This is a genomic window from Streptacidiphilus albus JL83 (assembly GCF_000744705.1).
In the GTDB taxonomy this organism is placed as follows: domain Bacteria; phylum Actinomycetota; class Actinomycetes; order Streptomycetales; family Streptomycetaceae; genus Streptacidiphilus; species Streptacidiphilus albus.
Genome location: NZ_JQML01000001.1, coordinates 1,249,114 through 1,268,413, shown reverse-complemented (window position 1 = coordinate 1,268,413; position 19,300 = coordinate 1,249,114). Strand labels below are relative to the sequence as shown.

16 protein-coding genes are annotated in these 19,300 nt (G+C 73.6%); 8 read left to right on the top strand and 8 right to left on the bottom strand.

Annotated features, from left to right (window positions below):
• Positions 1-108 precede the first annotated feature (108 nt).
• Entirely contained in the window at positions 109-417 is a 309-nt protein-coding gene (locus tag BS75_RS43930; RefSeq protein ID WP_052069211.1) for a cupredoxin domain-containing protein, read from the top strand.
• A gap of 10 nt (positions 418-427) precedes the next feature.
• Here BS75_RS43930 and BS75_RS05505 read toward each other — a convergent pair whose 3' ends face one another.
• Both BS75_RS05505 and BS75_RS05500 read right to left on the bottom strand, forming a co-directional pair.
• Positions 428-1,861, bottom strand: coding sequence for a pyridoxal phosphate-dependent decarboxylase family protein (locus BS75_RS05505; RefSeq protein ID WP_034087385.1), 1,434 nt, complete (start codon positions 1,859-1,861; stop codon positions 428-430).
• A gap of 74 nt (positions 1,862-1,935) precedes the next feature.
• Complete coding sequence (locus BS75_RS05500) at positions 1,936-2,334, bottom strand: hypothetical protein (protein ID WP_152645769.1); 399 nt, start codon at positions 2,332-2,334, stop codon at positions 1,936-1,938.
• 151 nt (positions 2,335-2,485) lie between these two features.
• Between BS75_RS05500 and lnt the strand changes: the two genes are divergently transcribed.
• The 3 genes from lnt to glmS all read left to right on the top strand — a co-directional run bounded on the left by lnt (position 2,486) and on the right by glmS (position 6,512).
• Positions 2,486-4,099, top strand: a complete 1,614-nt coding sequence (gene lnt / locus BS75_RS05495) for an apolipoprotein N-acyltransferase (protein WP_052069210.1) — start codon at positions 2,486-2,488, stop codon at positions 4,097-4,099.
• 158 nt (positions 4,100-4,257) lie between these two features.
• Positions 4,258-4,527, top strand: a complete 270-nt coding sequence (locus BS75_RS05490; RefSeq protein ID WP_034092461.1) for a hypothetical protein — start codon at positions 4,258-4,260, stop codon at positions 4,525-4,527.
• 128 nt (positions 4,528-4,655) lie between these two features.
• On the top strand, positions 4,656-6,512 hold the full coding sequence (glmS, locus tag BS75_RS05485) for a glutamine--fructose-6-phosphate transaminase (isomerizing) (protein ID WP_034087383.1): 1,857 nt from the start codon (positions 4,656-4,658) through the stop codon (positions 6,510-6,512).
• Between the two features lie 100 nt (positions 6,513-6,612).
• Here glmS and BS75_RS05480 read toward each other — a convergent pair whose 3' ends face one another.
• Together BS75_RS05480 and BS75_RS05475 are read right to left on the bottom strand one after the other, a co-directional pair.
• On the bottom strand, positions 6,613-7,986 hold the full coding sequence (locus BS75_RS05480; protein ID WP_034087382.1) for a GNAT family N-acetyltransferase: 1,374 nt from the start codon (positions 7,984-7,986) through the stop codon (positions 6,613-6,615).
• Positions 7,987-8,162: 176 nt separating this feature from the next.
• The gene (locus tag BS75_RS05475) at positions 8,163-8,954 is read right to left on the bottom strand and encodes an SGNH/GDSL hydrolase family protein (RefSeq protein WP_034087381.1); all 792 of its coding nucleotides are present in this window, start codon (positions 8,952-8,954) and stop codon (positions 8,163-8,165) included.
• A gap of 90 nt (positions 8,955-9,044) precedes the next feature.
• Here BS75_RS05475 and BS75_RS05470 point away from each other — a divergent pair, with 90 nt between their 5' ends.
• Complete coding sequence (locus BS75_RS05470) at positions 9,045-9,227, top strand: hypothetical protein (protein ID WP_034087380.1); 183 nt, start codon at positions 9,045-9,047, stop codon at positions 9,225-9,227.
• A 79-nt stretch (positions 9,228-9,306) separates the two neighbouring features.
• Here BS75_RS05470 and BS75_RS05465 read toward each other — a convergent pair whose 3' ends face one another.
• Positions 9,307-9,975 carry a GTP cyclohydrolase II gene (locus BS75_RS05465; RefSeq protein WP_042437525.1) on the bottom strand — a complete coding sequence of 223 codons (669 nt, stop codon included), beginning with the start codon at positions 9,973-9,975 and terminating at the stop codon, positions 9,307-9,309.
• A 102-nt stretch (positions 9,976-10,077) separates the two neighbouring features.
• Between BS75_RS05465 and BS75_RS05460 the strand changes: the two genes are divergently transcribed.
• A complete protein-coding gene (locus BS75_RS05460; RefSeq protein ID WP_034087379.1) occupies positions 10,078-10,548 on the top strand; it encodes a MarR family winged helix-turn-helix transcriptional regulator in 471 nt (156 codons plus the stop codon).
• A gap of 128 nt (positions 10,549-10,676) precedes the next feature.
• Positions 10,677-13,346 (top strand): SpoIIE family protein phosphatase, encoded by a 2,670-nt coding sequence (locus tag BS75_RS05455; RefSeq protein WP_052069209.1) that lies wholly within the window; start codon positions 10,677-10,679, stop codon positions 13,344-13,346.
• 706 nt (positions 13,347-14,052) lie between these two features.
• Here the strand turns inward: BS75_RS05455 and BS75_RS05445 are convergent.
• Entirely contained in the window at positions 14,053-14,643 is a 591-nt protein-coding gene (locus BS75_RS05445; RefSeq protein WP_042437524.1) for an RNA polymerase sigma factor, read from the bottom strand.
• A gap of 331 nt (positions 14,644-14,974) precedes the next feature.
• On the opposite strand from BS75_RS05445, the gene BS75_RS05440 reads away from it, so the two are divergent.
• Positions 14,975-15,784, top strand: coding sequence for an SAM-dependent methyltransferase (locus tag BS75_RS05440; RefSeq protein WP_034092457.1), 810 nt, complete (start codon positions 14,975-14,977; stop codon positions 15,782-15,784).
• Between the two features lie 55 nt (positions 15,785-15,839).
• On the opposite strand, the gene BS75_RS43205 is transcribed toward BS75_RS05440, so the two are convergent.
• The gene (locus tag BS75_RS43205) at positions 15,840-18,026 is read right to left on the bottom strand and encodes a transglycosylase domain-containing protein (RefSeq protein WP_052069208.1); all 2,187 of its coding nucleotides are present in this window, start codon (positions 18,024-18,026) and stop codon (positions 15,840-15,842) included.
• 116 nt (positions 18,027-18,142) lie between these two features.
• On the bottom strand, positions 18,143-19,279 hold the full coding sequence (locus tag BS75_RS05430) for an alkene reductase (protein WP_034087377.1): 1,137 nt from the start codon (positions 19,277-19,279) through the stop codon (positions 18,143-18,145).
• Between the last annotated feature and the right edge of the window lie 21 nt (positions 19,280-19,300).

The window sequence follows — 19,300 nt, the reverse complement described above, 5'->3', positions numbered from 1 at the left end:
CCACCGACCTGATCCAGCCCTCAGGCGGCGGGGGCACGGCAGGCATGCCCGGCATGGCCGGAATGACTTCCGCTTCCGCTTCCGGAACAGGAACAGGAACACCCCTACATGGACGGGGTGCTCGGCGACGTCGTCCTGGTCAACGGCGCACCCTGGCCGGTGCTCCACGCCGACTGGGCCCGCTACCGGCTGCGCATTCTCAACGGCTCCAACGCCCGCCGCTGCTCGCTGGCGCTGGACCCGCAGCCGCCCGGGGGCGGCGGCCTGGTGCAGATCGGCAGCGACGGCGGGCTGCTGGCCCGTCCGCTCGCGCACGACAGCATCGATCTGGCCCCGGCTGAGCGCTTCGACGCGGTGGTGGACTTCTCCCGCTACCCGGCCGGCACCCAGGTGCGGCTGGTCAACCACACCGAGTGAAGCCGAAGCGCTAGCCGCCGAGCGCGGCCAGCAGCTCCGCGCCGGCCGCCCGGACCTCCGCGACCAGCACCCGCAGATCCGGCTCGGTCACCGCCGGGTTGATCAGGCAGGCGCGGACGGCCTCCCGGCCGCCGGCCAGCACGGTGCCGGTGACGAAGGTCCGGCCGCGCTCCTGGACGGCCACCGGCAGTCCCTGGTTGACCCGGTCCAGCAGTTCGGCCGGGGCGCCGGCCGGGGCGTAGCGGAAGGCGGCGATCGAGGTCTCGACCGGGGCCAGCAACTCCAGGTCGGGCTCCGCGTCGACCAGTTCGCCCAGCCGACGGGCCATCGCGGTGCAGTGCGCCACGTCCCGGGCGATGCCCTCGCGTCCGGAGGCCGCGATCGTCGCCCAGACCTTCAGCGAGCGGAAGGGACGGGTCTGCTCGATGCCGTACTCGGAGAACCAGCCGAGGCCGCCCGCGTTCTCGTCCCGCAGATAGGAGGGGACCAGGCTGAAGGCCGCGCGCAGCCCGTCCGGGTCGCGGACCAGGACGCAGCCGCAGTCCACCGGCACGCCCAGCCACTTGTGCGGGTCCAGCGCCAGCGAGTCGGCCCGGTCCAGGCCCGCGTAGCGGGGCGCGGCCACCGGGTCGAGCACCCCGAAGGCCCCGTAGGCGCCGTCGATGTGCAGCCACAGCTGCTCCTCGGCGCAGACGTCGGCGACGGCGTCCAGGTCGTCCACCGCGCCGGTGTTGACGGTCCCGGCCGAGGCCACCACCAGGAACGGGACCAGCCCGGCGGCCCGGTCGGCGGCGATCATCTCCCGCAGCGCGGCCGGGTCGAGGTGGCCGGCCGGGTCGGAGGGGACGGTGCGCAGCCGGCGGCTGCCCAGGCCCAGCAGCTCGGCGGCCTTGCGGACACAGGAGTGCGACTCGGCGCCGGCGTAGCCGACCAGCGGCGGCAGCGCGGACAGCCCCTCCTCGCGGACGTCCACGCCGAGCCGCAGCGCCGCCCGGTGCCGGGCCGCGCCCAGGGCCACGATGGTCGCCATCGAGGCGCCCGAGGTCAGCAGGCCCGCGCCGGGCGGGTGCGGGAAGCCCGCCAGCTCGGCGATCCAGCGCACCACCGTCCGCTCCAGGTGGACGTCGGCGTGGTCGCCGCCGGCCGAGCTGGGGTTCATCGCGGCGGCGGCCAGCGCGCCCAGCACCCCGGCCGGGGCGGGTGCGGCGTTGACCCAGCCGAAGAAGCGCGGGTGCCCGTTGCCCATCGGATGCGGCAGGACGTCGGCGCCCATGTCCGCGACCAGCTCCGCCAGTCCCCGTCCCGCCCCGGGCAGCGGCAGCGCCAGCAGCCGCTCCCGGGCCGCCGGGTCCATCGGCTGCCAGACCGGCCGGTCGCCGAGGCCGTCCAGGTAGTCCGCCAACAGGTCCACGGCGGCCCGCCCGGCCGTACGGAAGTCGTCCATGTGCTTGATCGTACGGTGGGGTCCGGCACCGACACCCGGCCGGGCCAGGCAGTTCGTGCGGTCGAGCGGTCCGGTCAGCCGCGCGGCTCGGTCAGGGCGATCAGGTCCGTCGGCGGTCCGGGCCGGGGCCGCCGGGGTTCGCGGACGCCGGCCGTGGGCGTCCCGCCCTCCGGCCCGGGCCGGTGCAGCGCGCGGCCCAGCCGCGAACCGGCCAGCAGCGGCACCACGAACCGCATCGGCGAGCCCAGCGCGAGCACCACCACATGGGAGCTCACCCCGCGCAGATAGCGCGACATCGGAGAGGGGACCCGGCTCCGGTCGGCGCGGACCCAGGGGCTGCGCTCCAGTGGATAGGCGATCAGCGGCCACAGCGGCAGCAGCGCCAGTACGGTCAACCGGACCCCGAGCCGGGTGACCCGGCCGGGTCGCGGAGCGCGGGCTGCCCCGCCGCTGCGCCGTCGAAGTGATGCCATGTCAGCCTCCCTGTCTCCAGGGTGCATCGCGGGTGGCCCGTTCGGGAAGCTTTTCCGATGTTCGAGGTGCTGAACGCGGGGAATGCCCGGAGACTGGAAGGGTTGTCCACGGAGAGGGCGGAACGTGAGCTTTGTCGCCGGGCGGGGGTCCATGGGTGAGCCGGAGCTGCCGGCGGCGGGCCGCCCGCAGCCCCGCCGCGCAGCGGCCGACGAGGGGCGGCAGGGGGGCCGGCTGCGCCGCGCCGCCCGGCGTTCGGCGATGCCGCTGCTCGCCGCCGCGACCGGTGCGCTGCCGGTGCTCGTCTTCCCCACCGTCGGCTGGTGGTGGTTCGCCTATGTCTGCCTGGTCCCGCTGCTGCTGGTGCTCCGCGCCGCGCCGACGGGCCGCCGGGCGGCGAAGCTCGGCTGGTACGGCGGGATCGGCTTCCTGATCGGGGTGATGAGCTGGCTGATCCCCACCCTCAGCGTCTTCATCGTCATTCTCGCGGCCCTGCTCGGACTGTTCTGGGGGCCCTGGGGCTGGCTGGTGTGGCGGACCCTGCACGGGCGGCCCGACGCCTGGCGGGCGCTCGCGGCGGTGGTGCTGGTGCCGAGCGGCTGGATGGTCATCGAGACCATCCGCTCCTGGCAGTACCTCGGCGGCCCCTGGGGCCTGCTCGGCGCCAGCCAGTACCAGCAGCACCCGGCGCTGGTGCTGGCCTCGGTCGGCGGGGTGTGGCTGGACAGCCTGTTCATCGTCGCCGTCAACACCGCCGTGGTGGTGCTGATCGGTACCTGGGGCCGCTCGTTCGTCGCCTACGGCACCCTCGCGGCGCTGGTCGCGGTCACCGCGGCGGTCTGCGCCTGGGCTCCGCAGCCCCGGCTGACCGGGGCGACGACCTCCATCGGCGTGGTCCAGCCGGGCGGCAGCGCCAACGAGGCCGACCGCACCGCCCGGGGCGAGAAGCTCACCCTGGGCCTGGCCCCGCTCCGTCCCGACCTGGTGGTCTGGGGCGAGAGCAGCCTCGACTACGACCTCACCACCAACCCCGGCCTGACCGGACAGCTCGCCGTGGTCTCCCGGCAGGTCGGCGCCGACCTGCTGGTCAATGTGGACGCCGCCCGGCCGGGGACCGGTCCGGACGGCGGCGGGATCTACAAGAGCTCGGTGCTGGTCGGCCCGAACGGTCTCACCGGCCAGCGCTACGACAAGATCCGGCTGGTGCCCTTCGGCGAGTACATCCCGCTGCGCCCGGTCCTGGGCTGGATCGCGGACTTCTCCAAGGCCGCCGGGGTCGACCGGCGGCGCGGCAAGGCGCCGGTGGTGATGACGGTGCCGGAGCCCGGCGGCCGGACCCTCCGGATCGGTCCGCTGATCTGCTTCGAGTCGGCGTTCCCGGACATGAGCCGGGAGCTGGTCCGGCTCGGCGCCCAGGTGGTGGTGGTCCAGTCGTCGACCTCGACCTTCCAGGACACCGCCGCACCCGAGCAGCACGCCTCGCTGGCCGCGCTGCGGGCGGCCGAGAGCGGCCGGTCGGTGGTGCAGGCCACGCTGACCGGCGTCAGCGTGGCCTACGGCCCGACCGGCCACCGGATCGGGCGGATGCTGGGCACGGACGACCGGGGGACGACCGTCTACACCGTGCCGCTGGCCACCGGGACCACTCTCTACGTCCGCTGGGGCAACTGGGTGCCGACGCTGTGCTGCCTGCTGGTGGCCCTGACGGCGCTCTGCTGGTCGCTGCTGGCCTGGAAGCGGCGGAGGGACACGGCGGCAACCGCTTAGTCCTGCCCGATTCCGGGCAGGAATATTGGATTCGTCGGATTGCCTGCGTAAGGTCTCTCTCCGTGTCCAGTCCCAACGCCGCACGAACCGCGCCCACGGCGCCCGGCGCGCCCTCCGCGCGCAGCACGCCGACGGCGCGCCCCCGCACCGCACCGGCGGTGGCGGCGCACCCGCACGAGGACCTGCTGGACCACCTGGCCCGGACCACCGCCCTCGCACCCAGCGAGGCGGCGCGGGTCGTCGCCGACGTGCTCGCCTACTTCGCCGAGAGCGCGGAGGAGTACGTCCGCCGCCGCCACGGGGAACTGCAGGCGCGCGGGCTGACCAATGAACGGATCTTCGAGCGGATCGCCGCCGAGCTGCCGCTGCGCCGGGTCAGGGCACCCGACCTCTCCGCGCGGCAGCTGCGCCGCATCGTCTACGGCTGAGCCTGCAGAGGCCGAGCCGGCAGACGCTGGGCCGGCAGACAACGCGGTACGGACCTTCGCCGGTCGTGCGCCCGGCGTCCGTACCGCTGCTCGACCACCACCCTCACCTGAGCAAAGGAGCACCGCCCATGTGTGGCATCGTCGCCTACATCGGTTCCCGGGACGCCGCGCCCATCCTGCTGGAAGGGCTGCAGCGACTGGAGTACCGGGGGTACGACTCGGCCGGCATCGCCGTCGCCGCCAAGCCCACGGGCGCCGGCGCGGCGGGCGGCACGGCCCCGCTGCGGGTCCGCAAGAGCAAGGGCCGGGTCGCCGAGCTGGCCGCGCAGATCCCGGCCCGCTTCACCGGCAAGACCGGCATCGGCCACACCCGCTGGGCCACCCACGGCGTGCCCAGCGACGCCAACTCGCACCCGCACACCGACGGGTCGGGCCGGATCGCGGTGGTGCACAACGGCATCATCGAGAACGCCGACGAGCTGCGGGCCAAGCTCCAGGCCGAGGGCCGGGTCTTCACCTCGGAGACCGACACCGAGGTGCTGGGCCACCTGATCGCCGGCTTCGCCACCGAGGGCGTGGAGCTGGAGGACGCGGTGCGGGCCGCGCTCAAGCTGATCGTCGGCACCTACGGCATCGCCGTCCTGGACGCCGAGCAGCCCGACCGGATCGTGGTCGCCCGCAACGGAAGCCCGATCGTGCTGGGCATCGGCGAGAAGGAGATGTTCGCCGCCTCCGACGTCGCGGCCCTGGTCCGCTACACCCGCCAGGTGGTGCACCTGGACGACGGCGAGCTGGCGACGGTGCGCGCCGACGGCTTCAACACCTTCACCCAGGAGGACGCGCGGGCCACCGCCAAGCAGCCCTCGATCGTGGACTTCGAGGAGGCGTCCTACGACACCGCGGGCCACGCCCACTTCCTGGTGAAGGAGATCCACGAGCAGCCGGCCTCGGTCGAGCGCACCCTCAGCGGCCGGATCGACCAGCGCTTCTCCACCGCGCACCTGGGCGGCCTGAACATGGACGCCCGCGAGGCGCGCGCCTTCCGCCGGGTCAAGATCCTCGGCTGCGGCTCCGCCTACTACTCGGGCGAGCTGGGCGCGCAGCTGATCGAGGAGCTGGCCCGGATCCCCGCCCACGCCGAGCCGGCCTCGGAGTTCCGCTACCGCAACCCGGTGATCGAGGCGGACACCCTCTACATCGCGGTCAGCCAGTCCGGCGAGACCTACGACACCCTGGCCGCGGTCCAGGAGATCAAGCGCAAGGGCGGCCGGGTCCTCGGCGTCGTCAACACCGTGGGCAGCGCCATCGCCCGTGAGTGCGACGGCGGGATGTACCTCCACGCGGGGCCGGAGATCTCGGTCGCCTCGACCAAGGCGTTCACCTCCACCGCCGTCGCCTTCGCGCTGATCGCGCTGCACCTTGGCCGGGTACACGACCTGTCGCCCGCCGACGGCCGGCGCATCTGCGCCGGGCTGAAGGCGCTGCCGGACCAGATCCGGGAGATCCTCGGCCAGGAGAAGCAGATCGCGGAGCTGGCGGCGAAGTACGCCAACCACGACGGGATGATGTTCATCGGCCGGGTGCGCGGCTACCCGGTGGCCCGCGAGGGCGCGCAGAAGCTGAAGGAGGTCTCCTACGTCCACGCGGAGGCCTACCCGGCGAGCGAGCTCAAGCACGGCCCGCTGGCGCTGATCGGCCCGGAGCTGCCGACCGTGGCGATCGTCCCGGACGACGAGCTGCTGGACAAGAACCTCACCGCGCTCGGCGAGATCCGGGCCCGCAGCGGCCCGGTGCTGATGGTCGGCCACACCGCGCCCGACACCAAGCTGGCGGAGGACGCGATCCTGGTCCCGAAGAACGAGCCCGAGCTGGACCCGATCCTGCTGGGCATCCCGCTCCAGCTGTTCGCCTACCACGCGGCGGTCGCGCTGGAGCGGGACGTGGACAAGCCCCGCAACCTGGCCAAGAGCGTGACGGTCGAGTAGTCGGTCGGCACCGCGTCGACCGGGGCCGCGTCGGCCGTCACCCGGTCGGCCGTCACCCGGTCGGCCGTCACCCGGTCGACCGTCACCCGGTCGACCGCCGCTACCGCACCGGGGCGGGCTCCGGCGCCAGGTGGGCGGTGATCACCAGGGTGCCGTCCTCGACCTGGTAGTCGAGCGGGACGCCGAGTCGGCGCAGGGTGGCGATCATCCCGGTGTTGGACGCCGTGGTGACCGCGTAGACCCGGTCGATCCCGGCGTCCCGGGCCAGCCCGGCCAGCTTGCGGACCAGCTCCACGCCCAGGCCCCGGCGCTGCCAGGCGTCCTCGACCAGTACGGCGACCTCGGCGCTGTCGTCGTCCCACATCAGGTGGGCGAGCGCGACGAGGTCGCCGTCGGTGCTCTCGGCGGTGAGCGTCTGACCGTAGCGGGGCTCCAGCAGGTGGCCGAGGTAGCGGTCGGCGTCGCCGACCGGGCCGTGGTAGCGCTGCCGCAGGGTCCGGGTGCTGCACCGCTCGTGCAGGGCCCGGGCGGCCTCCTTGTCGGCCGGGTCGGCCCGGCGGACGGTCACCGTGGAGACCGGCGACTCGCTGCCGGGGGAGAGCGTCAGCAGCTGCCGGGTGTCCGGGACGCGCGGGCCGAGCTGGGCGTCCAGCTCGATCAGCGCCCGGGCGCGGGCGAACTCGGTCGGGGTGAACGGCGGTTCGTCCCGGGTCAGGACCAGGGTGCCGCCGGAGGGGTCGCGCAGCCGCAGGGTGCTGCCGTCCAGCTCGTCCTCGGCGATCTCGCCGGGGATCGAGCGGATGCTGCATCGGCCGAACAACTGGCGCAGGGCCAGCGGGAGTTCGGCGGCGTCCAGGGCGGTGCGGGTGGCCAGGTTGAGGATCCGGGTGGGGACGTCCACCAGGTCGTGGGCGTCGGCCCGCTCCAGCCAGACCTCGGTGCCGCCGGCCGCGACGATCGCCCCGGTGATCTCCTGGGCGCGGGTCCCGGTCCGGGCCTGGACCACGAACTCGTCCACGGTCTCGTCGGCGAGCGGGTGCGCCTGCATGGAGATGATGTTCACCGGCAGGTCGGCCAGCGCCCGGCACAGCGAGGCCAGACTGCCCGGGGCGTCCGGGACGGTCGTCCGCACCCGCCAGAGCGCGTGTCCGTCCGGCGGCAGCGGGGAGGGCAGCGGCGGCGCGCTGTCCCTGGGCGCGCCGGCCGAGGAGCCGATGTCACCCGGGGCCGGCCCCGGTGGGGCGTGCGGGTGGCGGTGCGACCACCAGCTGTGCCAGGCCGCCGTGGCCAGCAGGGCCAGGGCGGAGGCGACCAGCAGCACCGGACCGTCGTGGCCGTGCACCACCAGGTCCGAGACCAGGTCGGTGAGGGCGACCGCGAGGAACGCGGCGGACACCTCGACGGTGTCGCGGTGCCAGCCGTGGCGGCGGGCGGAGCGGGTCTGCTGAGATCTGGCGCCAGTCAACTTGTCCATGGTGAGAATCCTGCCGAAGCGGTGTTTCGCGACCACGAACGGATCATGACCAGGACGTAAAGAGTGGTTGATAGCGCTTTGTCCGATTCTCATGCTATTCAAGCGGGCATTCGGGAACTGTTCGCACGTTCCGTACGTCTGCAGAGGAGAAGGCGGAAGTGACCGTTCCGGACCGGTTATTGATATGGCGTCAATTCCGGGCGTTTGGGTTCCCGGCCGTCGCCGGAGGAGGTGCCCCGGATCCGGCGCATGATCCACGGGCCCACGTGCTTGCCCAGCCAGCGCAGGTCCGAGCCGAGCTTCCGGAGCCGCCCCGGCGGCGGGACGGCCGGCAGCGGGGCGCGCCAGTCGAAGGAGGCGGGCAGGCCCAGCGCCTGCAGCACCGCCTCGGCCACCCGGCGGTGCCCCTCGGGCGAGAGGTGCAGCCGGTCGTCGGCCCAGAGCCGGGGGTCGTCGAAGCAGCGCGCCTCGAACAGCTCGACCACCACGATCCCCGGCCGCTCGCCCAGGGCCGAGACGAAGTCCTTGAGGTGCAGGATGGCCGGCAGCAGCCGGGCGCTGCCCGCCATCCGCCGGCTCGGGTCGGTGCTGTGGAACAGCACCAGCCGCCGTGAGCCGGAGGCCAGCCGCTCGGCCGCCGCGCCGAGCGCGGCGCAGACCGCCTCGGCGTCGCAGCCGGGCCGCAGCACGTCGTTCAGCCCGCCGGCCAGCGTCACCAGTTCGCCGCCCAGCTCCGCCGCGACCTCCACCTGCTCGTCGGTGATCTGGCCGATCAGCTTGCCGCGCACGGCCAGGTTGGCGTAGCGGAACTCCCCGCCGGCCTCCGCCGCCAGCCGCTCCGCGACCCGGTCCGCCCAGCCCCGGTACTCCCCGTCGGGGAGCAGGTCGTCGCACATGCCCTCGGTGAATGAGTCACCCACGGCGACCATGCTGCGGAACGGCCCCGAGCCGTCTACTGGGTAGTTCATGGGGCGACCCTACCCACGTGGTCACCAGGCGGTTCGGGAGGCTCCCTCGGCGAGCGGCCTCAGGACCGCTCCGCACTGATCGGCGCCTTCGTGGGTGCGCTGATCACCCCGCTCGCGCTCGCCCACTACGGGCTTCGCGTGGTGACCCTGATCGCCGGGATCTGCTTCCTCCTCGGCATCGCCGCCACCCTCGTCCTGCGCGAGCCCAAGGGCCTGGCCCTGAGCGACCTGGACGGGACAGCGGCGCGCGAACCCGAGCCGTCCCTGGTCTGACCCCGCTGTCCGCGTCCGGCCCGCCGCCGCGGCGGCGGGCCGGGGAGGGACGGCGGTGGTCAGCCGCAGACCTCCGGGTTCAGCCGGCCAGCCGGTCGAGCGCGATGGTGTGGTTGGTGTGCTCGACCTTGGCCCGCAGGTAGTGCAGGTTGTGGCCGGTGGCGAAGACGCCGGTGGGGACCCGGTCGCGGACCGGGACGCCGAGGCCGCGCAGCTGCGCGGCCTTGTCCGGGTTGTTGGACAGCAGGTCCAGCGCGCCCACTCCGAGCGCGGTCAGCATCTGGGCGGCGGCGCTGTAGTCGCGGGCGTCCTCGGGCAGGCCCAGCGCCGCGTTGGCGGCGTAGGTGTCCAGGCCGCCGTCCTGGAGCGCATAGGCGTCCAGCTTGTTGTAGAGGCCGATGCCCCGGCCCTCCTGCCGCAGGTACAGCAGGTAGCCGCCGGCCTCGGCGATCCGCTCGACCGCCTCGCGCAGCTGCGGGCCGCAGTCGCAGCGGGCCGAGCCGAAGACGTCGCCGGTCAGGCACTCCGAGTGCAGCCGCACCAGCGGCGTGCCCTGCGGGTCGGGGTCGCCCAGGGCGACGGCGAGGTGCTCCAGGCCGTCGACGAGGCCGTGGAAGGTGACGACGTCGGCGTCGACCGCGTAGCCGTCGCCGAAGCGCAGCGGCACCCGGACCCGGGTCCGTACGGTGGCGGCGGGCAGGGCGCGGGAGTCGGTCTGGCTCTGCTCCGGCAGGGTCTGCTTCGGCATGGAAGGCTCCGCTCAGGGCGCGGTTGGTTCTAATTTGAACCACGTGGACCCGGCCGACGCTACACCGCGTTTCAAATTTGAACAACAGAGTAAAGTGGCGCCATGGACGAACCGCGCTGGCTGGACGATCGGGAGAAGGCCGCCTGGGTCGGCTTCCTGGCCGCCGCAAACCTGGTCAACCGCCGCCTGGAGCAGCAGCTCAAGGTCGAGGCGGGGCTCTCGCACACCCAGTACGAGGTCCTGGTCCAGCTCTCCGCGGCGCCGGACCGCTCGCTGCGGATGACCGAGCTGGCGGAGCGGCTGGTCACCTCCAAGAGCGGGCTGACGTACCAGGTCACCCAGCTGGAGCGGGCCGGACTGGTCGCCCGGCGCTCCTGTCCCAGCGATGTCCGCGGGGTGAGCGCCGAGATCACCGACCGCGGCATGGAGGCGCTGCGCGCCGCCGCCCCGGGCCATGTCGCGGCGGTCCGCGCGGCCCTCATCGACGTGCTCACCCCGGAGCAGCTCGACCACGTCGCGGCCGGTCTGGGCGAGGTCGCCCGCCGGCTGCGGCAGGAGCCGCCCCCCGCCTGAGCCATCGGCGGCCCTTCCCGGCCGAGCGTACACTCGGGGAAAATGCGAGGCGCTGCCCGCCGAACCGGCCGTCGAATCCCCCGTACGGCGGGCGCGGGCCGGTGCTGCGAGCCGCGGAGAATGCACGCATGGACGACCCGGTATTCCTCGAAGGGCTGGGCGGTTCCCCCGATCCGTCCGGGGAGGCGCTCGCGGTCATCGACGCGCGCGGGCTGGTCGCGGGCTGGAGCCCGGGCGCGGAGCGGCTGACCGGCTTTCCGGCCGAGGAGGTGGTCGGGCGGGCTGCCGCCGAACTCCTCCACGATCCCGAGGAGATCACCCGGTTCGCCCGGTTCCACTCCGACCGGCAGCCCTATGCGCGGGAGCCCGCGGTGCTCCGGAGCCGCAGCGGCACCCCGATCGACGTCGCCCTCCGGGGCCAACTGCTCACCCTCGCCGACGGGGTGCAGCACTGGCTCGCGGTGGCGGTCCGGGCCGCCACCGCGCACCGGGGCGAACTCCTCGCGGCCTTCTCCCGCGCCCTGTTCACCGAGTCACCGTTCATCATCGACATGTTCGACACCCGGCTCCGCTACCTCGCCAGGAACGAGGCGTCCGCCGAATCCACCGGATTCCCCGACGCCGAGTACGTCGGCCGCGCCATGGGCGAGGTGCCCTCGGTCGACCGGATGGACGTGGCCGCCTTCACCGAGCGGCAGCGCAAGGTGCTGGCGACCGGGGAGCCGCTGCTCGGCACTGAGGTCCGCACCCACCACCCGACCGACCCCGACCTCGACCGGGTCTGGTCGGAGACCATCCTGCCGGTGCGCGACCACGACGGGGCGGTGGTCGCGCTGGCGCACTCGGTGTTCGAGGTGACCGAGCAGCTCCGTGCCCGGACCCGGCTCAAGCTGGTCAACGACGCCAACACGAAGATCGGCAGCAGCCTGGACGTGCTGCGCACCGCGCAGGAGCTGACCGACGTCGCGGTTCCGCAGTTCGCCGACCACGCCTACGTCAACCTGCTCGACCCGGTCTTCGGCGGCGCGGAACCGGTGGCCGGGCCGCTCGGCGCCGGGGTGGAGCTGCGGCGCGCGGGGCAGTCGACCCGTCCCGGCGCGACCATGGGCCAGATCCTCCGGATCGGCGAGGTGGACGCCTTCGCCTCCGGGCCCGGCAGCATGTTCGCCCAGGCCATGGCCTCCGGCCGGCCGCTGCTGCTCAACGGCGACGAGGTGCTGGGCACCTTCGTCCACGTCGACCAGCGCCGGGCGGCGCTGATGCGGGCGCGCGGGGTGCACTCCTGGCTGCTGGTGCCGATGTCCGCGCGCGGCGCCGTGCTGGGCACGGTGGTCTTCCTCCGCTTCGACCGCGAGCACCCCTTCGAGCCCGACGACATGCTGCTGGCGCAGGAGTTCGTCGCCCGCGCCGCCGTCTGCATCGACAACGCCAGCCGCTACACCCGGGAGCGGACCACCGCGCTGGCGCTCCAGCGCAGCCTGCTGCCGCAGCGGCTGCCGGTGCTCGGCGCGGTCGAGGCCGCCTCCCGCTACCTGCCCGCCAGCGGCCATGCCGCGCTCGGTGGCGACTGGTTCGACGTCATCCCGCTCTCCGGCGCCCGGGTGGCGCTGGTGGTCGGCGACGCCGTCGGCCACGGGCTGCACTCGGCCGTCGCCATGGGACGGCTGCGCACCGCCGTCCGCACCCTGGCCGACCTGGACCTGCCGCCGGACGAGCTGCTGACCGAGATGGACGACCTGGTGGCCCGGCTGCAGGACGGGCGCGCGGGCGGCGCCGTCGGTCACGCGGCCGGGACGACCTTCGTCTACGCCGTCTTCGACCCGATCACCCGGCGCTGCACCGTCGCCCGGGCCGGGCATCCGGCGCCGGTCCGGGTCACGGCCGACGGCCGGGCCGAGGTGCTGGACCTGCCGGAGGGGGCCGCCCTCGGGCTGGGCCGGGGCCGGATCCCGTTCGAGAGCCGGGAGGTCGAACTGGCCGACGGGGACCTGCTGGTGCTCTACTCCGACGGCCTGGTCGGCGCCCGGGGCCAGGGTCCGGGCGCGGGGGCCGAGCAGCTGCGGGTCGTGCTGGCCGACCTCGCACCGGCCGGGACCGGCACGGCCCTCCCCGGCCCCGGCGAGGTCTGCGACACGGTGATCCGCCGACTGCTGCCGGAGGGGCCGCAGGACGACGTGGCGGTGCTGGTCGCCCGGCTGCGCGGGCTCGCCCCGGACAGCCATGTCAGCTGGGAGCTGCCGGCCGAGCCGGAGGTGGTGGCCCGGGCCCGGTCGCTGGTCTCCGCGCAGCTCGCCGACTGGGGCCTGGCCGAACTGGAGTTCCTGGCCGAACTGACCGTCAGCGAACTGGTCACCAACGCCATCCGCTACGGCACGCCGCCGATCCGGCTGCGGCTGATCCGCGACCGCACCCTGATCTGCGAGGTCGAGGACGGCAGCAGCACCGCGCCGCATGTGCGGCGGGCGCTGGAGACCGACGAGGGCGGGCGCGGGCTGTACCTGGTCTCCCAGTGCGTCTCGCTCTGGGGCACCCGGTATCACCCCCGGGGCAAGACCATCTGGGCCGAGCTGGAGCTGCCCGAGGAGCCGGCCGGGGCCGCCGAGCCGGAGCCGGTCGGCGGCGGGCCGGCGGCGGGGGAGCCGGTGGCCGGAGAAGCGGGCGCAGGGGAGCCGGGCGAAGCGGGGCCGGGTGAAACGGGGCCGGCCGGGGGCGGAACCCGCACCAGTCCGGCCGGGAACGCGCCCACCGGCAGCGGGCAGGTCCCGGAGTCGTCGTCCTGCTCCCCGAGCTGCCCGTAGAGGCTGTTGACGGCGGCCTCCAGGGCCGGCGGCAGCTGCGGCGAGGTGCCCTGGTGGCACTGGCTGAGCAGGGCCCGGCGCACCGCCCCCGGCAGTAGCGGCAGCTCGCCGGTCGCCGCCCCGGGACCGGCCGGCGGCATGCCCACGGGCACGCCCGGCGGCAGGTTCGCCGGGGCGGTCGGCGGCGCGCCGCCCTGGAGGTCGCGGGACTGGGTCCGCCAGTGCTGGGCGGTCCGGTGCTGCCCCTGGTTGCGGTGGAAGAGGTAGAGGCAGAAGGCGGCCGTGGGGTCGCCGCCGCCGGCCGCGAACTGCCACCAGAACTCGGCCGCGTCGGTGTGTCCGGCCAGGTGCAGCAGGCAGCCGAAGACCAGCGCGCCCTCGGACTCGGCCTCACGGCGGTCCGCGAACCGGGCCAGCGCGACGGCCGCCTTCGGGTCGCCGACGACCAGGGACACCGCCAGGTGCAGGTCGCGGGCGGCGGTCTGGCGGATCGCCCGCGCGCAGGCCGGCACGCACACCGGCTCACGGACCTCGTCGGTCGGGGCGTCCTGCGGCGGCGGCCGGTGGTGCCGGCAGCCGCCGGTACCCTCCGGCTCCCAGGAGGGGTGGGAGGGGTCGAGGTCGGCGTCGTCCAGGTCCTGCAGGACCTCGGCGTCCTCCAGCACCGCGTCGATGTCGGGATGCACGCCCCTGGGGACGGGGTCGGTCACGGCTGCTCCCCGGGCGCGGTCCGCAGCCGCAGCGCCAGCCGGGCCTTGGCGTGCGCCACGTGGGCGCGCACCGCGTCGGCGGTCGTGCCCAGGTAGGCGGCGATGTCGTGGTCCCCGGCGTGGAGCACGTAGCGCAGTACCACCACGTCGCTCTGACGCTCCGTCAGTTCGCCGATGGCGGAGTAGAGCCCCAACTCGCGTTCGAGGACCTCGAACCCGTCCTGGTGCTCGGGCAGCAGCAGCTTGCGCACCGCGGCGTGGAACGCGGCGGTGTCCGCCATCACCGGCAGCCGTCCGCGCTCGGCCAGCCAGCCGTGGATGTGGTCCTTCAGTGCCGCCCAGGCGTACTCCGGCACCGACTGCCGCCGCAGTACCTGCTCCCAGTCCTGCGCCAGTTGGTCGCGGACCGCGCGGACCAGCCGCGCCGCCTGGTCGCGGTCGCCCACCTGGAGCGTCGCGTAGCGCAGCCACAGGGTGCGGTGGGAGTCGTAGAAAGCGTCCAGGGTGAGCAACTCGCGCTGCCGAGCCACGCGTTCGGGTGTGCCCAGCCTCGGCGCGGTGGCCAGCGGGCTGTCGGGATCGGTCACTTGTCAGCCGCCTCGCGGCCGACGCCCGTACCCCGCCCGGCAGTCGCCGGCGCCATCGCGTCGCGCATCCGTATCACGAAGGTCATCCCGTCCTCAGGCACCGCACTGCTCCGACTGGTCCGGGAAATCCCGGACTTCGTTCCGGTCCGCTGGTACGGACCACGTCTAACCATCCCAGATACCGTTCCGGGAGTGGGAATCGGCCTCCCCCGTCGGCCCGGAACAGCTTGTAGGCTGCGCGCCGAGGGGAGCAGCCGGCTCCGCCACCAGTGGACCGACGCCCAGGGGGAACACGTTGAGCACCGACCGCCAGACCGGTATCGATCTGAAGATGGACCGGGCGCACTCCGCCCGGATGTACGACTACTATCTCGGTGGGTACACAAACTTCCCGGCCGACCGGGAGGCCGCCGGGCGCGCCATCGCGGCCTTCCCCTCGGCGCTGATCGCCGCCCGCACCAACCGCCGCTTCATGCACCGCTCCACCCGGTTCCTGGCCGGCCTCGGCCTGACCCAGTTCCTGGACATCGGCACCGGCATACCGACCTCGCCGAACCTGCACGAGATCGCGCAGTCCCTCGACCCGGCCGCACACGTCGTCTACACCGACAACGACCCGATCGTGCTGGCCCACGCCGCCGCGCTGCTGCACAGCACCCCCGAGGGCCGGACCGCCTACGCCCAGGGCGACGTGACCGACCCGAAGACGCTGCTGGAGACCCCCGAGGTCCGCGACGTCCTGGACCTCGACCGGCCGGTGGCGCTCAGCCTCAACGCGCTGCTCCACTTCATCCCGGACGAGGGCGGCACCAGGGCGGACGGTACGGCGGCGCTCGGCGCGCACGAGATCGTCGAGCTGCTGAAGGAACAGCTGGCCCCGGGCAGCACGCTCACCATGACCCACCTGACCGCGGACTTCGACCCCGAGCGGATCGAGCGGGCGACCGCCGTCTACCGCGCCGCCGGAACCCACTGCCAGGGCCGCAGCCGGGCGGAGTTCAGCGCCTTCTTCGACGGTTGGACCCTGCTCGACCCGGGGGTCGCCTCCGCCCAGCGCTGGCGGCCGGACCGGGAGGACGAGCTCGGCGGGGTCACCGACGGCGAGGCCTCCTGCTATGTCGCCATAGCGCGCAAGCCCTGACGGGGCGGGGCCGGTAGGACCGGTGCGGCCCCGGTGCCGGCCCCGGCCCCGGCGGCTACTGACCCCCGACGGGGTCGGTGCCGTCGGTGCCGTCGGCCTTCTTGGGTTCGCCCGACTTGTCCGGCGGGGCGGCCTTCCGGGCGTCGGCAGGCAGGTCCACCAGGTGGAACTGGGCGAAGTCGACGCCCTTCAGGGCGCCGCCCACGGCGTCGTGCCAGACCGGGCCGGCCAGCCCGCCGCCGGTGACGATACCGGGGACGCGGCCGTGGATGGTCTGGCCGTCGTCCAGGTGCTCGGTGGTGGAGGCGGTGTCGCTGATCAGCGCTGCGCCCGCGAGCTGCGGGGTGTAGCCGACGAACCAGACCTGGGCGCTGCCGTTGGTGGTACCGGTCTTGCCCGCGCTGGGGCGGCCGTCGTCGAAGCGGACCGGGGTCCCGGTGCCGTCCTGGACCACGCCGTTGAGCATGGTGGTGATCTTGTCGGCGGTGCTCTGCTGCATCACCTGGTGGCAGTCGGCCGCCGGGACGGCGAGCTTCTTGCCCGCCGAGGTGGTGACCGAGGTGATCGCGGTCGGGGAGCAGTAGCTGCCGCGCGCGGCGAAGGTGGCGTAGACGTTGGCCATCTCCAGCGGGGTGAGGTTGTTGGTGCCCAGGGTCAGTGACTGGACCTCGTCGATCGGGGCCAGCGAGGTCTTCTTGGTCTTCTTGTCGTGGACCTCCAGCGCCTGGCTGGTGATGCCCAGCTTGTTCATCATCCGCACCACGTTGCACAGCCCGGTGTCGCCTTCGAGCGGCACGAAGTAGGTGTTCACCGACTGCGCCATGGCCTGGTTCATGTTGAACGGTCCGACCAGGCTGTGGGCGTCGTTCCGGTTGCCCGGCTGGGCCCGCAGCCGGTTGCCCTTGCAGTCGGTCATCGCCGGGTAGTCCTCGGCGTAGGGGGAGGCGTACACCTGGTCCATCCCGATGCCCTGCTCCAGCGCCGCCGCCGCGGTGATCGGCTTGAAGGTCGAGCCGGTCTGGAAGCCGCCGGCACCGCCCATCGACTGGTCGACGTTGTAGTTCAGGCTGGTCACGCCGGGGGTCGAGCCGTAGCCGTAGGGCCTGCTCTGGCCCATCGCCAGGATCCGGCCGGTGCCGGGCTCGACCATGGTCATCGCTGCGGCCGCCTTGTCGTCCGGGTAGACGTGGGCGGTCACCGCGGCCTGGAGGGCCCGCTGGTCCTTGGGGGAGAGGGTGGTCCGGATCTGCAGTCCGCCCTGGTCCCAGAGCGCCTGCCGGGCCTCGGCGGTCTTCCCGAAGGCCGGGTCCTTCAGCACGATGTGCTCGACGTAGTCGCAGAAGAAGGCCGCGCCCTCGTGGGCGGTGATGCAGCCCTCCTTCGGCTGGCTGGGCTTCAGGTTCAGTCCGGTGGCGCGGTAGCGGGCGGCGTCCGCCTCGGTGATGGTGCCGTAGCCGGCCATCGCGGTGAGCACCTGGTCCCGCCGGGCCAGCGCGGCCTTCGGGTTGCCGATCGGCTCGTAGGCCGAGGGCGACTGCACCAGGCCTGCCAGCAGCGCGGCCTGAGGCACCGTCAACTGACTGGCGTGAATGCTGAAGTAGCGCTGGGAGGCGGCCTCGATGCCGTAGGCGGAGTTGCCGAAGTAGGTGATGTTCAGGTAACTGCCCAGAATTTCCTGCTTGCTGAGGGTCTGCTCCAGCTTGATGGCGTAGCGCAGCTCCTGGATCTTCCGGCCGGTGGTCTGCCGCTGGGCCTCGCGGACGGCCGAGGCGTCGTCGCCGGCCTTCTCGACGAAGACGTTCTTCACGTACTGCTGGGTCAGCGTGGACCCGCCCTGGCTGACGCCGCCCGAGCCGGCGTTCTTCACCAGGGCCCGCAGGGTGCCCTGGAGGTCGATGGCGCCGTGGTCGAAGAAGCGGTGGTCCTCGATGTCCACGATCGCCTGCTGCATCACCGGGGCTATCTGCGCCAGCGGCACGACCACCCGGTTGCGCGAGTAGGAGGTGGCGATCACGCCGCCGTCGGCGTCGTAGATGGTCGACGCCTGGGACAGGGTCGGCAGCACCAGGTCGTCCGGGGTGCTGTTGAAGCGGTCCGCCGCCGCCGCGGCGCCGAGGCCGAGCCCGCCGACGAAGGGGAGCGCCAGCCCGGCGACGAGCACCCCGGCGAGCGCGCTCGCGCCGACCAGGCGCAGGGCGGGGACGGCATGGTGACGGGGCGGATCATTGTGATTCCGATGCATGGCACAGCCTAACGTGTCCAGAGCAGTGCCTTATGACTATCGGAAGAAGCGGTAAAGAGAAGGTAAGGATGGTCCGGCGCCGTCGGCGGCGCCGGACCGTGCCGCTCGCGGCCGTCCTACTCCCGGCCGTCCTGCTCCCAGGCGCTGACCGGGTAGTCGACGAAGCCGCCGGCCGAGCCGGCGTAGTAGGTCGCCGGGTCGCCCGTGGCCAGGTCGCGCCCGAGCGCGAAGCGGGTGACCAGGTCGGGGTTGGCGATGTAGTGGGTGGCGAAGGAAACGGCGTCGGCCAGCCCCGCCTCGATGACGGCGTTGCCGGACTCGCGGTCGAAGCCGTTGTTGACGACCATCGGGCCCCGGAACAGCCGCCGGTAGCGCGCGATCGCCGCCAGGTCGGGCGCGTCGCCCGGTGCGACCGGGTCCTTCCCGCGCAGGTGCAGGTAGGCCACCGGACGGTCGTTGAGCTCCGCCACCAGTTCGTCGTAGTCGGCGAGCAGCTCCTCGTCGGGCGCGAAGAACTCGCCGGAGGTCCAGTACGGCGACAGCCGGACGCCGGTGCAACGCCCCTCCCACGGTTCGGCGACCGCGTCCACGATCTCCAGCAGCAGGCGCCGCCGCCGGGCCCGGTCGCCGCCGTACCCGTCGGTGCGCAGATTCAGTCGGGGATTGAGGAACTGCGGGACCAGGGAGGAGGAGCCGAGGGCGTGGATCTCGACGCCGTCGAAGCCGACCCGGCGCGCGTTGCCGGAGGCCGCCCGGTACTCGGCGACGGTGGCGGCCAGCTCCGCCGGCGTCAGCTCCCTCGGGGTCACCGTCGGCCGGAAGCCGGAGGCGGTGAAGGAGAGCTCCTTCAGGTCCACCGCCGAGGGGCCGCCGGGCAGTTCGCCGCCGAGGTGGTCCGGGTGCGAGGCCGAGCCGGTGTGCCAGAGCTGGAGCACGATCCGGCCGCCGAGGGCGTGCACCACGTCGGTGACCCGCCGCCAGCCCTCCAGCTGCTGCTCGCTGTAGGCGCCGGGGACGTTGACGAAGCCGATCGCCCGTTCGCCCACCCAGGCGCCCTCGGTGATGATCAGTCCGGCCGAGGCCCGCTGACCGTAGTAGGCGGCGTGCAGCTCCGTCGGGGTGTGCCCGTCGTTCGCCGCGCGGGCGCGGGTGGTCGGCGCGACCACCACCCGGTTGGGCAGTCGGAGGCCGCCGATCTCGGTGCTCCGCAGCAGCGGCTGGTCCAGGTCGGCCTTGGACGTGGTGCGCGTCATGGTCTGTCTCTCCAGGTCGTC

What these genes read in the sequence shown, in the direction of transcription:
- BS75_RS43930 (WP_052069211.1), top strand. Translation starts at nt 109, where the DNA reads ATGGACGGGGTGCTCGGCGACGTCGTCCTGGTCAACGGCGCACCCTGG.
- BS75_RS05505 (WP_034087385.1), bottom strand. Translation starts at nt 1,861, where the DNA reads ATGGACGACTTCCGTACGGCCGGGCGGGCCGCCGTGGACCTGTTGGCG.
- BS75_RS05500 (WP_152645769.1), bottom strand. Translation starts at nt 2,334, where the DNA reads ATGGCATCACTTCGACGGCGCAGCGGCGGGGCAGCCCGCGCTCCGCGA.
- lnt (WP_052069210.1), top strand. Translation starts at nt 2,486, where the DNA reads ATGGGTGAGCCGGAGCTGCCGGCGGCGGGCCGCCCGCAGCCCCGCCGC.
- glmS (WP_034087383.1), top strand. Translation starts at nt 4,656, where the DNA reads ATGTGTGGCATCGTCGCCTACATCGGTTCCCGGGACGCCGCGCCCATC.
- BS75_RS05480 (WP_034087382.1), bottom strand. Translation starts at nt 7,986, where the DNA reads ATGGACAAGTTGACTGGCGCCAGATCTCAGCAGACCCGCTCCGCCCGC.
- BS75_RS05475 (WP_034087381.1), bottom strand. Translation starts at nt 8,954, where the DNA reads ATGAACTACCCAGTAGACGGCTCGGGGCCGTTCCGCAGCATGGTCGCC.
- BS75_RS05465 (WP_042437525.1), bottom strand. Translation starts at nt 9,975, where the DNA reads ATGCCGAAGCAGACCCTGCCGGAGCAGAGCCAGACCGACTCCCGCGCC.
- BS75_RS05460 (WP_034087379.1), top strand. Translation starts at nt 10,078, where the DNA reads ATGGACGAACCGCGCTGGCTGGACGATCGGGAGAAGGCCGCCTGGGTC.
- BS75_RS05455 (WP_052069209.1), top strand. Translation starts at nt 10,677, where the DNA reads ATGGACGACCCGGTATTCCTCGAAGGGCTGGGCGGTTCCCCCGATCCG.
- BS75_RS05440 (WP_034092457.1), top strand. Translation starts at nt 14,975, where the DNA reads ATGGACCGGGCGCACTCCGCCCGGATGTACGACTACTATCTCGGTGGG.
- BS75_RS43205 (WP_052069208.1), bottom strand. Translation starts at nt 18,026, where the DNA reads ATGCATCGGAATCACAATGATCCGCCCCGTCACCATGCCGTCCCCGCC.
- BS75_RS05430 (WP_034087377.1), bottom strand. Translation starts at nt 19,279, where the DNA reads ATGACGCGCACCACGTCCAAGGCCGACCTGGACCAGCCGCTGCTGCGG.